General features: G+C 71.4%; 17 protein-coding genes. 4 read left to right on the forward strand and 13 right to left on the reverse strand.

Translation table 11 applies throughout. The annotated features are described in order from the left end of the window. Window positions 1-202, forward strand: a 202-nt coding sequence (locus ACE3PU_RS09695) for a hypothetical protein (protein ID WP_374389148.1), incomplete at its 5' end; no start/stop codon positions are given. Window positions 203-367: 165 nt separating this feature from the next. On the opposite strand, the gene ACE3PU_RS09700 is transcribed toward ACE3PU_RS09695, so the two are convergent. The 3 genes from ACE3PU_RS09700 to ACE3PU_RS09710 all read right to left on the reverse strand — a co-directional run bounded on the left by ACE3PU_RS09700 (window position 368) and on the right by ACE3PU_RS09710 (window position 2,750). Then, window positions 368-1,225 (reverse strand): phospholipase D-like domain-containing protein, encoded by an 858-nt coding sequence (locus tag ACE3PU_RS09700; RefSeq protein ID WP_374389150.1) that lies wholly within the window; start codon window positions 1,223-1,225, stop codon window positions 368-370. Then, complete coding sequence (locus ACE3PU_RS09705) at window positions 1,156-1,881, reverse strand: hypothetical protein (protein WP_374389152.1); 726 nt, start codon at window positions 1,879-1,881, stop codon at window positions 1,156-1,158. Before ACE3PU_RS09705 ends, ACE3PU_RS09700 begins: the two co-directional genes overlap by 70 nt. Before the next feature lie 104 nt (window positions 1,882-1,985). After that, a complete protein-coding gene (locus ACE3PU_RS09710) occupies window positions 1,986-2,750 on the reverse strand; it encodes a MauE/DoxX family redox-associated membrane protein (protein ID WP_374389154.1) in 765 nt (254 codons plus the stop codon). A gap of 67 nt (window positions 2,751-2,817) precedes the next feature. Between ACE3PU_RS09710 and ACE3PU_RS09715 the strand changes: the two genes are divergently transcribed. Continuing rightward, window positions 2,818-3,231: a MerR family transcriptional regulator gene (locus tag ACE3PU_RS09715; protein WP_374389156.1), complete on the forward strand. Its 414-nt coding sequence runs from the start codon at window positions 2,818-2,820 to the stop codon at window positions 3,229-3,231. 2 nt (window positions 3,232-3,233) lie between these two features. On the opposite strand, the gene ACE3PU_RS09720 is transcribed toward ACE3PU_RS09715, so the two are convergent. The 7 genes from ACE3PU_RS09720 to ACE3PU_RS09750 form a co-directional block, all read right to left on the reverse strand. Further along, window positions 3,234-3,689 (reverse strand): DUF411 domain-containing protein, encoded by a 456-nt coding sequence (locus tag ACE3PU_RS09720; protein ID WP_374389158.1) that lies wholly within the window; start codon window positions 3,687-3,689, stop codon window positions 3,234-3,236. Then, window positions 3,689-4,099, reverse strand: coding sequence for a copper resistance CopC family protein (locus tag ACE3PU_RS09725; protein ID WP_374389160.1), 411 nt, complete (start codon window positions 4,097-4,099; stop codon window positions 3,689-3,691). Before ACE3PU_RS09725 ends, ACE3PU_RS09720 begins: the two co-directional genes overlap by 1 nt. A 12-nt stretch (window positions 4,100-4,111) precedes the next feature. Continuing rightward, on the reverse strand, window positions 4,112-5,137 hold the full coding sequence (locus ACE3PU_RS09730) for a copper resistance protein B (protein WP_374389162.1): 1,026 nt from the start codon (window positions 5,135-5,137) through the stop codon (window positions 4,112-4,114). Further along, a complete protein-coding gene (locus tag ACE3PU_RS09735; RefSeq protein WP_374389164.1) occupies window positions 5,134-6,939 on the reverse strand; it encodes a copper resistance system multicopper oxidase in 1,806 nt (601 codons plus the stop codon). Before ACE3PU_RS09735 ends, ACE3PU_RS09730 begins: the two co-directional genes overlap by 4 nt. An 81-nt stretch (window positions 6,940-7,020) precedes the next feature. Next, a complete protein-coding gene (locus tag ACE3PU_RS09740) occupies window positions 7,021-7,578 on the reverse strand; it encodes an RNA polymerase sigma factor (RefSeq protein ID WP_374389166.1) in 558 nt (185 codons plus the stop codon). A gap of 7 nt (window positions 7,579-7,585) precedes the next feature. Then, window positions 7,586-8,023, reverse strand: a complete 438-nt coding sequence (locus ACE3PU_RS09745) for a Spy/CpxP family protein refolding chaperone (protein WP_374389168.1) — start codon at window positions 8,021-8,023, stop codon at window positions 7,586-7,588. Beyond that, window positions 8,020-8,295, reverse strand: a complete 276-nt coding sequence (locus ACE3PU_RS09750) for a hypothetical protein (RefSeq protein WP_374389170.1) — start codon at window positions 8,293-8,295, stop codon at window positions 8,020-8,022. The genes ACE3PU_RS09745 and ACE3PU_RS09750 overlap by 4 nt, the downstream gene beginning before the upstream one ends. Window positions 8,296-8,415: 120 nt before the next feature. On the opposite strand from ACE3PU_RS09750, the gene ACE3PU_RS09755 reads away from it, so the two are divergent. After that, a complete protein-coding gene (locus tag ACE3PU_RS09755) occupies window positions 8,416-8,895 on the forward strand; it encodes a nuclear transport factor 2 family protein (RefSeq protein WP_374389172.1) in 480 nt (159 codons plus the stop codon). A gap of 3 nt (window positions 8,896-8,898) precedes the next feature. Here the strand turns inward: ACE3PU_RS09755 and copD are convergent, their stop codons facing one another. Both copD and copC read right to left on the reverse strand, forming a co-directional pair. Beyond that, the gene (copD, locus tag ACE3PU_RS09760; protein ID WP_374389174.1) at window positions 8,899-9,804 is read right to left on the reverse strand and encodes a copper homeostasis membrane protein CopD; all 906 of its coding nucleotides are present in this window, start codon (window positions 9,802-9,804) and stop codon (window positions 8,899-8,901) included. Window position 9,805: 1 nt separating this feature from the next. Beyond that, window positions 9,806-10,159: a copper homeostasis periplasmic binding protein CopC gene (copC, locus tag ACE3PU_RS09765; protein ID WP_374389176.1), complete on the reverse strand. Its 354-nt coding sequence runs from the start codon at window positions 10,157-10,159 to the stop codon at window positions 9,806-9,808. A 311-nt stretch (window positions 10,160-10,470) separates the two neighbouring features. On the opposite strand from copC, the gene ACE3PU_RS09770 reads away from it, so the two are divergent. After that, window positions 10,471-13,779, forward strand: coding sequence for a helicase-related protein (locus tag ACE3PU_RS09770; RefSeq protein ID WP_374389178.1), 3,309 nt, complete (start codon window positions 10,471-10,473; stop codon window positions 13,777-13,779). 15 nt (window positions 13,780-13,794) lie between these two features. Here ACE3PU_RS09770 and ACE3PU_RS09775 read toward each other — a convergent pair. Continuing rightward, window positions 13,795-14,258, reverse strand: a 464-nt coding sequence (locus ACE3PU_RS09775) for a DUF6880 family protein (protein WP_374389180.1), incomplete at its 5' end; no start/stop codon positions are given.

Raw genomic sequence — 14,258 nt, forward strand, 5'->3', positions numbered from 1 at the left:
CGGCGCGATCTCAGGCGCGGCGAACGGCGCCGCCTCCGGCTCGGCCTCGCGCGGACAGACTGAGCCGGCCGCGACCGAGCAACCGCGCCGCCGTCGCGCCGACGCCGACGCCGACGTCAGCGGCTCCGCTTCGGCCGACCGCAACGGGGCGTCCGCCTCGGTGGGCGTCTCGGGCGGCGTGAGCGCCGGTCGCGACGACTGATCCTCTCCGCAAGGGAGACATCGCGAGGTCCCGCTGGCGTCCGCCGGCGGGGCTTCACGACATGCGGCCAAGGCCGACCCTCAGCGCCAGAGGCTGCTTGATCGGGCGGTCCTGCGAAGGGGCGGATGCGACCGGCGGCGGTGAAGCCGTCCGATGGCCGGTTCGTCAGATGCGCGTCGTGGCGGCGGGATCAGGGGCCGGCAGCCGGGCCTCGGCCAGCCTGCGCCGGGCCTGGGAGAGCTTGAGGCGAGTCACCGCCCGGCGCTTCCACGGGCGCAGGCTGTCGTGGGCGGACACCGGGTCGCCGAGATGAAAGGACGCCACCAGGGTCGCGAACCGGCCCAGGGGTTCCGAGTGCAGCGGCCGCAACCGATCAAGACCGGTCCGACGCAGAGCCTCGATCGCCCGCCCGAGGCCGCCCTGCGCCTTCACTTCGTCGCGCACCCGGCCTTCGTCACAGCCCAGCCAATGGGCGACCAGCCTGTCCCGGAAGACCGCCACGCAGACGCCTCCCTGGCCGTCATTCGCCGACGCGGCGTCGATGGTCAGATCGCACTCGGTGTCGAAACCCTCCGAGCGATTGTTCATGTTGCTGGAGCCGAGGCGGATGTAGCGGTCGTCCACGATCGCCAGCTTGGCGTGGACGATGATGGTTTCGCCCGAGGCCGTCACGGGGCTGTAGGCGTGGAGGCGGCCATGCAGGTCCGACGTTTCGAGCCGTCTCAGGAAGGCGGACCGCGTCCGGTCCATGGTCATCTGGTCGAACCAGCTGGGGGAGTGCTGGGTCGAGACCAGGACGACGTCCGGTCCGTCCGGCTCCTCCAGCCGTTCGGCCAGGGCCTCGGCCACGATGGGCGACGTGAAGTACTGATTTTCCAGATAGAGGCTGCGCCGGGCGGATGCGATCGCCGCCAGGGTCGCCGCCTCGCCCTCCCGGCGCTCCTCATGGGACTTCAGGGCGCCTGGGTCCGCGAGATTCCCACGGTCGCGCCGGTCAGGTCCGGGTCGACATGGGCCGGCCACGCCGTCTTCGCCCCCGCCTGGGGCGCGGGCAGCGTCTGCCCGGTCGCGCGTTCCCAGCGTTCGCGGAACAGCGCCCCCAAGCTGGCCGCCGGCGCGCCGTCGACCAGGGCCATCACCTCGTGTCGGCAGTCGTAGCAGGGATCGCCGCCGGGCCGCTTGGCCCGGCGCGGATCCGGGTGCCGATGCTCGGGCGTGTCCCAGCGGTCGGGTCCGATGTCGCAGCTCCCAACGAAGGCCAGGACGTCGTCGACGACCAGCACCTTCTGGTGATGCGACGCCCCGAGCGGGAGCGTCCCGTCGAGACGGAAGTCGATGCGCGACCTGGCGAAGAAGCCGCGACTGCGCAGCGGGAAGAACCGCTGCGTGGCGGCCACGGGCAGGGCCGACTGCCAGCACAGGATCCGGATATCCAGCCCGGGGCGGGCCTCGGCCAGGCTTTGCAGGAAGGCGCCGATCGTCAACGGATCCGAGCCTGGGCCGTCCGGCTCGTGCTGCAGGACGGTGTCCGGATCGAAAGCCCAGTTGAGGAAGTGGATCGAACGGGTCGCGGCCGCCATCGCGGCCCGCGCCGCATCCAGATAGGGCGCCATGTCGACCAGCATGGCCACCCGCGGCGCAGGCTCGACCCGCCAGCATGTGCTTCCAGCCTTGAGCATCGCCCCTTCCCTGGAAGACCTCGACCGAGCCTGGCGCCGGTCGACCATCTCGCCCGGAGCCGCCCTATCATCCGTCCCCCGGCCGGTCCAGCGACCGCCGACCGTCACGTCGGCGTCATCGCCGCAGTCGCCGGGGCCTGCATCGCCAGCATCCAGACCGCCATGGCGATCATCATCAGGTTCTCGGTCAGGGACAGGAAGCCCAGCGGCACATTGCTGTCACCGCCCACGCAGGCGCATTTCAGTTCGCGCTTATCGACATAGACGGCCTTGAACACCGAGATCGCGCCGATGCCGCCGATCAGGAGGGCGACCGGCGCCGACAGCCACGTCAGGACGCCCGCGAGCATCAGGGCGCCCGCCCCGAACTCGGCGAAGGGGTAGATCTTGCCATAGGGCACCCAACGCTTCGCCAAGAGGTCGTAGTTCAGGAACATGGTCGAGAAGCTGTCGACGTTCTGAAGCTTCAGCATGGCGAGAGCCATCATCGACAGGGCGATGAACCATTCGACCGCTCGGACCGTCAGCGGCGCGCCGTAGACGGTCAGGCTGAGCATGGCCGCCATCACGGCGGTGGTCAGGAAGACGACCAACACGGGCGTATAGGTCGTCGCCTTGGGATCGCGGACCTTCAGGCCGAGGAACCGACGCAGATCGTCGTGGCCGCCGATGCGCTGTCCGTCGATGAAGACCTGGGGCGTGGTCTTGACGCCGTGCTCCGCCTTGAAGGCGTCGGTCTGCTCGCGCGTGGTCAGCCAGTGATCCTCGACCTTGTAGCCCCGGCTCTTGAGCAGGTGGCGGGCCTTCAGCCCCCACGGACAGGTGTGGTCGGGCATCACCATGCGGTGGATGGTGGCGGTCTTGGTCATTGCAGCCTCCTGATCTTCAAATCCGAGGCGCCCGTTCTAAGTTCCGTATCATGGTACGGAGTCAAGCATGAGCGTGCGGACGATCGCGGGCCTGGCGCGAGAGGGCGGCGTCGGAGTGGAGACGGTCCGCTTCTATCAGCGGCGAGGCCTGCTGCCGACGCCGGATCGCTGGTCCAGGGACGGGGCGGGGGCTGGCGTGCGTCGGTACGGCGAGGAAGACGTCCGTCGGCTGAAGTTCATCCGCTCGGCGCAGGCGGCGGGCTTCACCCTGGAACAGATCAAGGAGCTGCTGTCGCTGGACGCGGGCGAGGATCGGGCCCGCGCCCGCGTCCTGGCGGCGGAGCGGCTGGAGGCGCTGGATCGGACCATTGCCGATCTGGAGGCGGCGAGGGCGGCCCTGCGGCGGCTGGCGAACGCGTGCGCGTCCAAGGACAGCGGCCCGTGTCCGATCATCGCCGCCTTCCAGGGGGAAATGGCCTGAGATCAGGCGCCGTTGTGGCGGCCGAAGACGGCGGCCTGGCCCCGATGGTCGATCAGCAGGGTGACGTAGGGTTCGCGTCCCGCCGCCTCCATGCCGGGCGATCCGGCGGGCATGCCGGGCGCCGCCAGCGCCACGGCCTTGGGTCGCTCGCGCAGCAGGCGCGCGACATCGGCGGCCGGCACATGGCCCTCGACGGCGTAGGCGCCGACCACGGCGGTGTGGCATCCGGCATAGCGATCCGGCACGCCGTGGCGGGCGCGGATCGGGGCGAGGTCGTCGCGCTCGACCACCTCAACGGTCCAGCCCGCGCCGCGCATGTGCGCGACCCAGCCGTCGCAGCATCCGCACCAGGGCGTCTTGTAGGCGGTCATCCGCCGGGTCTGGGCGAACGCCGGCCCTGCGACCGTCAAGGCGACGGCGCCGGCCAGCAGCAGGCGACGGCTGGGCTCCGGCCTCATCAGTGCACCATGAAGCGCACCGCGCCCGTCATCTCGTGACCGTCCGCGCCCTGGGCCGTCCAGTTCAGCACATAGTGGCCCGGCGTCAGCGTCGGCAGGTCCGCAGACACCCGCGTGGTCGCGGCGGCGGCGGCGACGGGAACGGTCACCGCCGCCCTGCCCTGGGCGGTCACGGTGACGGCCTTCAGGGTCATCGGATGCGGGAAGGTGGCGGTGAACCAGTCGGGCGAGCCGTCGGTCATGGCGCCGTCCGCCGGGCTGGTGACGACGCCGTGGGCGGCATGGTCGCCGGCCGCAGCCTGGCCATGACCGGCGTGGGCGCCGGCCCCGTGTCCCGCGTGGGCGTCCTGGGCGACGGCGGGCGCGGCGATGAACAGGCCGGCGGCGACGATCGGAAGCAGGTGGCGCATGTCTTTAACTCCTCAGAACCAGGCCTTCAGGCCAATGACGAAACGGGTGTGCTCGGGCTCTGCGCCCACCGCGCGGGTGAAGTCGGCGGTGTCGCCGAGCTCGCGGCTCCACTCCACGCCCACATAGGGCGCGAACTCCTTGGCGATTTCATAGCGTAGGCGCAGGCCCGCCTCCACGTGGGTCAGGCCCGATCCCAGCCCCAGTTCGGGCGCGTCGGCGGCCGAGGCCTCGACCTCGATGCGCGGTTGAAGGATCAGGCGCTGGGTGATGCGCTGGTCGTATTCGGCCTCGACGCGCGCGGTCAGGTCGCCCTCGGTCGACAGGAAGGCGGCGGCGTCGATCTCCCACCAGTAGGGGGCCAGGCCCTGAAGTCCGAGCACCAGATGGGTCGGATCCTTGTCGCCCTGGCGGAAGTCCTGGCGCACGCCGGCCTGCACGTCCCAGAAGGGCGAGATCGCGCGGCTGTAGAGCGCCTGGACTTCGCCTTCGGTTTCGCCGTCGAAGTCGCCTTCGCCCTCGGACTTCCACCAGAAGCGGTTGATGTCGCCGCCGGTCCAGCCCGCGACGTCCCAGGTCCAGGACTCCTCGCCGTCGCCAAAGCCGACCTCCAGGCGGTCGACGATGACGGCCGTGGCGCGCACGTCGCCGTTCTCGCGCCGCAGGAGGTCGCGGGCGCCGGTCATGCGGTCCGCGCCCCAGACGGCGTCGGCGGCGTGGGCCGGCCCGGACAGGGCGGCCGGGGGCAGCGGCGGCTGGCGCGGACGGCCTTCGTCATCGGCGCTGGTGGGCACGTCGGGCGGCCCGCTCGCCGCGGGGCCGCCCATGTCGTGTCCGGCATGAGGGTCGGGCTGCGCCGGCATGACGTGACCGGCGTGCGGGTCGGCGGGTGGCGTCGGCGTGGGCATGGCGTGACCCGCATGCGGATCGGCCGCCGGGGTCTGCACCGGAGGCCGGGCTTCGTGCTGGCTATGATCCTGGGCGGCCGCCGCTCCGGCGACCAGCAGCAGGGGGGCGAGCGCGGTCATCAGACGGATCATGCCGCGTCTCCATCCAGCGGGCGGACGGTGACGACGTTGAACATCCCCGCGTGCATGTGCATCAGCATGTGGCAGTGGAAGGCCCAGTCGCCGGGCGCATCCGCCGTCAGGTCGAAGGTCACCTTGGACCCCGGCGCGACATTGACCGTGTGCTTCAGCGGCTGATGTCCGGCGGGGGCGCCCGTCACCAGCTCGAAGAAGTGGCCGTGCAGGTGGATGGGGTGGGCCATCATGGTGTCGTTGACCAGGGTCACCCGCACCCGTTCGTTCCGCTCGAAGCGGATCGGCTCGACGATCTCGGAGAATTTGCGGCCGTCGAAGCCCCACATGAACCGTTCCATGTTGCCGGTCAGGTGGATCTCAAGCGCGCGGGACGGCGGCCTCTGATCCTTGTTCGGGGCCAGGGACACGAGGTCGGTATAGACCAGAACCCGGTGCGGGACGTCCTCCAGCCCCATGGGCCGCTCGCCCAGGCGGTTGGCCGGGTCCGAGGCGATCATGTCGACCCCGACCCCGACCGCCATGTCGGCCGGGGCGTTGTCCGGATTGCGCATGTCGTGATCCATGCCGCCGTGGCCCATGGCGGCGTGGTCGACGGGCGCGGCGGCAGGCTGGCCGTGACCCATGGCCGAATGATCCATGCCTCCATGACCCATGGCCGAGTGGTCCATGCCCGCCATGCCGCCCATGCCCATGTCGCGCATGGTGAGCGTCGGAACCTCGCGCAGCGGCGGGACCTCGGCCGTCATGCCGAGGCGCGGCGCCAGCGTCGCCCGCGCCATGCCGGATCGATCCACGGACTCGGCGACCAGGGTGTAGGCGCGGTCCTCGGTCGGGCGGACCACGACGTCATAGGTCTCCGCCACCGAAATCTGGAACTCGTCCGTCTCAACCGGACGCACGTTCTCGCCGTCGGCGTTGACCACCGTCATGGCCAGGCCCGGGATGCGGACGTTGAAGATCGACATGGCCGAGGCGTTGATGATCCTCAGCCGCACCCGCTCGCCGGGGCGGAACAGGCCGGTCCAGTTCTCGGCCGGACCGTGGCCGTTGACCAGATAGGTGTAGGTCGTGCCGTTGACGTCGGCGATGTCGCGCGGGTCCATCCGCATCCGGCCCCACATGCGCCGCTCCTCCAGCGACATGCCGTCCTGGCCTGAGATCAGGCCGGACAGGGTGGTGCGCGACCGATTGAAGTAGCCGGGGCTCTTCTTCAGCCGGTCCAGGATCTCGTGCGGGTGCAGGAAGCTCCAGTCCGACAGCACGATCACATGCTCGCGGTCATAGGCGACCGGATCGGCCCCCGCGGGGTCGATCACCAGCGGGCCATAGTGGCCCATCGCCTCCTGCAGGTTGGAGTGGCTGTGGTACCAGAAGGTGCCCGACTGGATGACCGGGAACTCGTACTGGAAGGTCTCGCCCGGCCGGATGCCGGGGAAGCTGACGCCCGGCACCCCGTCCATGTGGAAGGGCAACAGCACGCCGTGCCAGTGGATGGAGGTGTCCTCGTCCAAGGTGTTGGTGACGGACAGCCGCGCGGTCTGGCCCTCGCGCAGACGGATCAGCGGGGCCGGCAGGACGCCATTGACCGTGATCGCATGGCCGGTGCGGCCGCCGACGGTGAAAGGCGAATGGCCGACGCTGAGCCGCACGTCGGGGCCTTGCAGCGTCGGCAGGTCAGAACGCAGGCCGGGCGATCCCGTCTGGGCCCACGCGGGAAGCAGGCCTTGCGCCGCCAGCAGGCCGGCGCCGCCCGCCAAGCCGCGCAAGATCCCGCGGCGGTCAGTCTCGATCGATCTCATGCTTCGGTCTTTAGCCCATCTGTCTGATGAGCCTTACGTCGCCGTCGTGCGCGTCCCTCGCGACCGCTGGTCGCAGGAGGTTCAGTCGGCCGGGCCCACGCGCTCCAGCAGGGCCTTGCGCGCCCGCGCGATCCGCAGCTCGACGGCCTTTGACGACAGTCCCAGGATCTGCCCGATCTCGGCGTGAGACCGGCCTTCCAGCACCGCCAGCAGAAGCGGAGCCCGTTGCCCGTCCGGCAGTTCGCTCAGCGCCGCGTCCAGGCGCCGGACCCGCCGCCGGTCGTCGATGCGGTCTCCGACGTCAGGAGCCGGGTCGCCGACCGCCTGGGCCTCGGGCGCGTCCAGGCCCATTGCGCCCCGGACGATCCGACGGACGCGGCGACGACGGCTCCAGTCGCGGCACTTGTTGAGGGCTATGGTCCGCAACCAGGCCTCGAAGGGACGCGCAGGATCGTAGCGCCGGATCGACAGCCAAGCGGCGGCGTAGCTTTCCTGGACCAGGTCCAGGGCTTCATCGGCGTCGCCGACATAGCGGGTGACGAAACGATGCAGGTCGCCCTTGGTCGCCGACATCAGGCGCGAGAAGGCGGCCCGGTCTCCCTGGGCGGCCTGGCCTTCGTCGGTGTCGCCCGCCCCCACGCCGAAGTCAGTCGGCGTCGGCGCGCAGGGTCTCGACCACGGCGCGGTCGAATTCTTCCGCCTGTCCGGGCGTCAGCACGGCGCGCATGTCGAAGACGTGCCGGATCGTCGCCAGCTGAAGATCGCCCATGGCGGCGTGGAAGTGATCGACGGCGGCCTGAACCTCGGGCGTGTCGCCCCGGCTGGCGGCGATCGCCGCCGACAGTTCCGCATTGGCCGCCCTGACTTCGGCTTTCAAGGGCGCGCGGCGCTCTGCGAAGGCGGCTTCGATCGCCTCCAGACGTCGATCCTGTTCCGGGCTGAGGTCCAGACGTTCGTGAACGAGCTGATGGAGGTCAGCGGGCGTGTCCTGCCGCGCCTGCATGGTCATCGCGCCCCAGGCGGCTGCAGCCCCGACGGCGGCGGCCAGGACGGCGGTGATCAGGGTGGACTTGAGCCCGCTCATCCCAGGGCGCTCCGGACGTCCAGCGGAGTCGCGGCCATCCGGGGGCTGAAGATCGAGAGTTCGCTTCGGTCGGTCTGGACGGCGGGAGCCGCCGCCCCGCCCGCGATCCCGCCGATGGCGGCCGCCACTCCAAGGGCCGCGAGGCGCAAGCTGCGCTCGCGGGCCTTTGACCGCGCGCGGTCCACGCGCGACCAGACGCCCTCTTCCAAGCCGTCCAGCGCGAGGTCGGCGCCCGCCGATCCGCGAATGATGAGGGTGTCCAGGTCGGTCATGCCGAACGTCTCCAACTAGCCCTGCTCTCTACGCGCCGATCTCGCCACGCCCTCGCGAGGGGCGGCTTCACAGCCAGCGTAGAGGGAGCATAGTCCTGATCCCTCATCTAGGAGTCTTCGATGAAGCGCCTGATCCTCGCCGCCGCCGTCGCCCTCTGCGCCCCCGCCGCCGTGGCGCACGACGGTCCTGTCTCGACGGGCGCGGTCCAGGCCGTGAGTGAGGCGGCGGCCCCGGCGGTCGCGGCCGTGGACGCGTTCCACGCCGCCCTGGGATCAGGCGACGCCGCAGCGGTCCTGGCCCTGCTGGCCGAGGACGTCGTGGTTCTGGAGGAAGGCGGGGCCGAGCGGTCGCGAGACGAGTACGCCGGCCATCACCTGCCCGCCGACATGACCTTCGCCGCCGCAACGACCGCCGAGATCACGCGCCGCGCCGCCTGGGTTCAGGGCGATGTCGCCTGGGTGCTGACCGAGGGCCGCACGACCGGCGAGTTCAACGACCGTCCCGTCGATCGGCTGACCGCCGAGACGATGGTCCTTCACCGCGACGGCGACGCTTGGCGCATCCGTCACATCCACTGGTCGTCGCGCGCTCCCCGCTGACCCTTACATGGAGCCGGGCGGCATCCGAACGCCCATCGCCGCGACCAGACCCAGCAAGGCGACGCCCGCCGCCATCTCGAGGCCTATGCTGATCCGCAGGTGCCGGAGGGGCGACGCCGGCGCCCCGCGCGCGACGGCTTTCGCCAAGGTCGGCGTCAGCGTGAAGCGGTTGTGCGCGGCCAGACCCAGCATCAGACCGAACAGCGCCAGCTTGGCCGACAGCAGCACGCCCCAGGTCGAACCGAAGATCCGCGTCACGCCGTCGGCGCCGACCAGGAACGCCGTGTTGACCACACCCGTGATGACCAGCGTCACGACGGCCGCCGTGCCGATCCTCGCGAAGTCCGCCAGCGAGCGGGCCAGGGCGTCCGGCGGCGTTTGCGACACCTGCAGCAGCATGAGGCAGAACCCCGCCAGGGCGCCCAGCCAGACGGCGGCGCCCAGGGCGTGGATGATGTCGGCGATCAGATGGACCGCGCCCAGCGCGCCTTGGCTGGACGCGCCGTGGCCGCTCCAGGCGAAGCTGGCGACGGCCGCTGCGAACGCAAGGACGGCGATCCGCCGCGAAGCCCTGGCGTCCCGACCGATCACCAGGATCGCGACGCCGACCAGCGCCAGTCCGGCGCGGGCTATGTGAGCCATGCCCAGGCCCGTGGACTGAACGACGTAGCCGATCGCCGCCGGGTCCAAGGCGGGCGCCCAGCCGCCCGCCATCATGGCCGTTTGGGCGATAAGCCCGCCGGCCGCCCCGACCGCCAGGACGAGACCGGCCGCAAGCGTCACCCGACGCGAGGTGCGCGTCGGGCAAGGGGCGAGGGCGCAGGTCCGAAAGAACGGCAATCCCAGCGCCACGACGGCCGCCGAGAACTGAAGCCACCGAAGGACGGCGACGGTCAGGTCGATCGACACGTCAGCGGACGGTGAAGCTGTAGTTTCCGGTCATGCGGTGCCCGTCGGCCGCCGCGATGGCCCAGGTCACGCGATAGGTTCCTGCGGGCAGCGGCGTGGCGAACGCTCCGCCCAGGGTCTTGCCGTCCTGCGACACCGTCTTTGTCATCGGGATCGAACGACCCCTTCCGTCCTCGACTGCGACGCTCGAAAAGGGCGCCGCGAAGCGCTCGCTGAACGTCAGGCTGAGGGCCCGGGGCGCGGAGACGGTCGCGCCGTCGCCCGGCGTGGCCGACACCAGTTTGGCGTGCGCCAGCGCCGGAGAGGCGCTGAGAACCATGGCCGAGGCGATTGCGAACGGGAGGATCCGGTTCATGAGTGACTCCTTCAATCCTGTCTCCTACGCCTGCCCCTTGATCATCCCTCATGGCGGAGGCGGGGCGTCGTGGCCGAGGCGAAGGCTGGCCTGCGCGTGCGGAAACGGACACGGGAACCCGGCTCGAGGCGGGGGATTGGGATAGCCGGTGGGGACGCCGCGTCGCGAGGGCGACGGTCCGCGCCGTTTCCACGCCGAAGGTTCATGGATGGCCCAACTCCCGCTGGCAGCGCCGCCCCCGTTCGAAGCGTCCCGCAGGCGCTGCGCGCCCGGCCCGGACCTGCATCGCCATGACATGAAGGGCCGCGTCCTTGGTTGAGGCGGTCAGCGATGGCGCCGAAGGGGCCCTGGGCGAGGCCCCGCTGGTCGGCGGTCCGGCGACGATCGCCACGGCGGTCGCGCCTCGGGCGACGAGGCCCGGTCCGGCCCTGATCGCGGCGATGCTGGCCGATCGGATCGCGCCGGGCGCCGGCCTCACGGTCCTGATGACCACCAGCGAAGCGAGGGCGGACGAGATCGGCCGCGCGCTCGCCCCCATGGCCGAAGAGGACGTCGAGGTTCTGGTCCTGCCGCCGTGGGACTGCCTGCCCTATGACCATGCCTCGCCCTCGCGCGAGAGCCAGGGCCTGCGCCTGGCCGTGCTTTCCCGGCTGGGCAAGCGATCCAGACGCCAGGTGCTGGTCGTCTCGCCGGAGGCGGCGATGCTGCGCCTGCCGCCGCCCGAGGCGCGATCGGCGGCCTTCGTTCTGAAGGTCGGCGAGGCGCTGGACCGCGACGCCCTGGCCGCCTTCGCGCGCCGCACGGGCTATGTGTTCGACGATCGCATCGACGAGCCGGGGGAAATCGCCCTGCTTGGAGAGGTCGTCGACGTCTTCCCGGCCGCCGCGCGGCGACCCGTCCGCCTGTCGCTGGCGAACGGCCTGATCGAGGCCATACGGTGGTTCGACCCCCTGACGCAGCGATCCGAGGAGGACATGGAGGCGATCGTCCTCCAGGGCGCGTCGGAACTGCATCTGGCGGACGAGGAGGTGCGAGAGAGCGGCTGCGAACACGCCATGGCGCAACTCGTCGGACCGCTGCACAGCCTTTTCGACCTCACGGACGGCGCCGTGCTCTTCGCCGAAGACGAGGCGGCCGACCGCTGCCGCCGCTTTATCGACCAGGTCCGTGACGCCCACGCCACGGCCCGGACGTTCGGCGCCGCGGGGGCGGTGATCGCCGACCCCGCCGGCCTCTACATGACGCGCGAGGAGGCGGATGTCGCCCTGGCCGGCGCCCGTGTGCTGGTCCCGCACGCGGAGGCGATGGCGCCGCCGTCCTTCGCCGCCGAGCGCAGTCCCGGACGGGCGGTCAAGAGCTTCATCGAGAACCGCCGCGGGGCCGGTCGTCGCGTCGTGATCGCGGCGACCGAAACCGAGCTTCGCATGATCTCGCGACTTCTGCGGCGCCAGTCCGTGGACCTGCCGTCGCCGACGTCCCGCTGGGCTGACATCTGCGCGGCCGAAGCCGGGGCCCTGCGGGTCTTCATCGCGGACCCGGGCGCCGGGTTCGACGATCCGGGCGCGAACCTGACGCTGTTGACGGCGACGGACGTGCTGGGCGGCCGCGTGGCGGCGGCCCGTTCGCCCGTGCAGACCCTCATCGGCGAACCGGAACTGCGCGTCGGAGACGTGGTGATCCACGAAGATCACGGCCTGGGCGTGCTGCAGGCCCTGGAGCGGATCGAGATCGACGGCTTCGAGCGTGACGTGCTCAGGCTGGAGCATCACGGCGGCGCGACGGTTCTGGCGCCGGTGGAGGAGTTCGGGCGCATCTGGCGCTACGGCTCCGAACCCGGCGCCGTGACCCTGGACCGGATCGGCTCCGACGCCTGGCTGCGGCGCCGGGCCGAGGTCAGCGCCCAGATCGACGAGACCGCCGCCCGCCTGGTCGCCCTGGCGGCGGAGCGGGAACAGGCCGAGACGACCCCCATCACCCCCCCGCGCCAGGCGTTCGCCGCCTTCGTCGCGCGCTTTCCCTTCCCCGAGTCTGGAGATCAGGCCGCGGCCATCGCCGCCGTCGCCGAGGACCTGGCCAGCGGGCGGCCGATGAACCGGCTGATCTGCGGCGATGTCGGCTTCGGAAAGACCGAGGTGGCCCTGCGCGCCGCCGCCGCGGTGGCGCTGAGCGGACGACAGGTGGTGGTGGCCGCGCCGACGACGGTGCTTGCGCGCCAGCATTACGAGACCTTCGTCCGGCGGTTCCGCGACACGGGGGTCGAGGTGGCGCATCTGTCGCGTCTGGTGGAAGGCCCCGATGCGGCGGCGGTCCGCGAGGGGCTGGCGAACGGCGACGTTCGCATCGTCGTGGGCACCCAGGCCCTGGCGTCCGAGACCCTGGCGTTCGCCGACCTCGGCCTGGTGATCATCGACGAGGAGCAGCGGTTCGGCTCGCGCCTGAAGGACGCCTTGCGCGCGCGTGCCTCTCACGCCCTGACGCTGACGGCCACGCCCATCCCGCGCACGCTGCAGAGCGCCCTGGTGGGCCTGACCGACGTCACCGTCATCGCGACCCCGCCGGCGCGGCGTCGGCCGATCCGCACGGTCACCACCGACTTCGACGGCGCCTCGTTCCGGACGGCGCTGCTTCGCGAAAAGCGCCGAGGGGGACAGACCTTCATCGTCTGTCCTCGCATCGAGGACCTGGAGCCGATGCGCGAGCGGCTTCAGACGCTGGCGCCCGAACTCAGCGTCCTGACCGCGCACGGCAAGATGCCGGCGGCCGAGGTCGACGAGGCCATGGTCGGCTTCGCCGACGGACGCGGCGACGTCCTGCTGGCCACCAACATCATCGAGAGCGGACTGGACGTGCCGCGCGCCAACACCATCGTGGTGTGGAGGCCCGACCGGTTCGGCCTGGCGCAACTGCACCAGCTGCGCGGGCGCGTCGGACGGGGAAGGGCCCAGGGCTTCGCCTATCTGCTGATCGAGCCCGGGGATCAGGTGGCGGAAGGAACACTGACGCGGCTGGCCACGCTGGAGGCGTTCGACCGCCTCGGATCGGGCTTTGCGATCAGCGCGCGAGACCTGGACCTGCGCGGCGGCGGCGATCTGGTCGGCGACGAGCAGGCCGGCCATATGAAGCTGATCGGCGCCACCCTCTATCAGCGCGTGCTGGAACGGGCGGTGCGCACCGCGCGAGGCGAGGCGCTGGCCCCCGACCTGTCGCCGCCCCGCATCCATGACGGGGCCGCCCTGCCTGAAGACTTCATCCCCGATGCGACGATGCGGATCAATCTGTACGCCCGCCTGGCGCGCGTCGTTTCCGCCGCCGAGGTCGACGCCCTGGAGGACGAGATCGCAGATCGTTTCGGGGCCCCGCCGCCGCCTGTCGTCGCCTTGCTGGCCGCCACGCGTTTGTCGGCCCTCGCCGCAGAAGCAGGCGTCCTCAAGATCGCCACCGGGCCAAAGGCGACGGCCTTCACCCTGTCGTCCGCCCGGGCCGCCGAACTGCGCCCCCGATTCCCGGCGCGAGGGGCGCGGCGGTGGTCGGACGATCGGCTGGTGTTCGACGCCGCCGGCGAAGACGCGCCGCACGACGACGCCTTCATCACAGCGGTTCTGACCGACCTCGCGGCCTGAGCGCCGGGGAACGCGTCAGCTCAGCGCTTCGGCCGCCTCGGGATACCGCTGCAGCAGGCGCGCCGCCCATTCCGCCTTGCGCGGCCAGGGCCGCTGAGCCTCGCGTCGCCGATCGTGGACCAGGGCGGCGGCCTCGCGCAGCGCCGGCCAATCCATCAGAAAGGCCATGGCCGCGCCGAAATCCGGCGCAGCGGCCGCATGGGCGAAGGCGCGGTCCAGGGCCTCGACGTCATCGAAGTCGGGCAGCCGGCGGAGGTAGTCGCGCAGAGGCTGGGGCGTCAGGTCGCGTTCGAACATGGCCCAGCGCAAATCCTGAGCTTCCTTCAGCTCTCCCTCGGCCTCGAGGACGTCGATCGAGGCCAGCTCCCAGGCGGGCGTCAGGGCGGGCCGCCCGGCGGCGGGGCTTCGTCCGAAGGTCCAGCGGCGGTTCATGGCCGAAGGCTGCAAGGCGCGCTCCAGCGCCGCGCGCGCTTCGCCGA

It is taken from the genome of Brevundimonas sp., from assembly GCF_041911375.1.
In the GTDB taxonomy this organism is placed as follows: Bacteria; Pseudomonadota; Alphaproteobacteria; order Caulobacterales; family Caulobacteraceae; genus Brevundimonas.

Coding starts and splice junctions, on each gene's coding strand:
- ACE3PU_RS09710 (WP_374389154.1), bottom strand. CDS start 2,750: ATGACCAAGACCGCCACCATCCACCGCATGGTGATGCCCGACCACACC.
- ACE3PU_RS09705 (WP_374389152.1), bottom strand. CDS start 1,881: ATGCTCAAGGCTGGAAGCACATGCTGGCGGGTCGAGCCTGCGCCGCGG.
- ACE3PU_RS09720 (WP_374389158.1), bottom strand. CDS start 3,689: ATGAGGCCGGAGCCCAGCCGTCGCCTGCTGCTGGCCGGCGCCGTCGCC.
- ACE3PU_RS09715 (WP_374389156.1), top strand. CDS start 2,818: ATGAGCGTGCGGACGATCGCGGGCCTGGCGCGAGAGGGCGGCGTCGGA.
- ACE3PU_RS09730 (WP_374389162.1), bottom strand. CDS start 5,137: ATGATCCGTCTGATGACCGCGCTCGCCCCCCTGCTGCTGGTCGCCGGA.
- ACE3PU_RS09755 (WP_374389172.1), top strand. CDS start 8,416: ATGAAGCGCCTGATCCTCGCCGCCGCCGTCGCCCTCTGCGCCCCCGCC.
- ACE3PU_RS09725 (WP_374389160.1), bottom strand. CDS start 4,099: ATGCGCCACCTGCTTCCGATCGTCGCCGCCGGCCTGTTCATCGCCGCG.
- ACE3PU_RS09745 (WP_374389168.1), bottom strand. CDS start 8,023: ATGAGCGGGCTCAAGTCCACCCTGATCACCGCCGTCCTGGCCGCCGCC.
- ACE3PU_RS09735 (WP_374389164.1), bottom strand. CDS start 6,939: ATGAGATCGATCGAGACTGACCGCCGCGGGATCTTGCGCGGCTTGGCG.
- ACE3PU_RS09750 (WP_374389170.1), bottom strand. CDS start 8,295: ATGACCGACCTGGACACCCTCATCATTCGCGGATCGGCGGGCGCCGAC.
- copC (WP_374389176.1), bottom strand. CDS start 10,159: ATGAACCGGATCCTCCCGTTCGCAATCGCCTCGGCCATGGTTCTCAGC.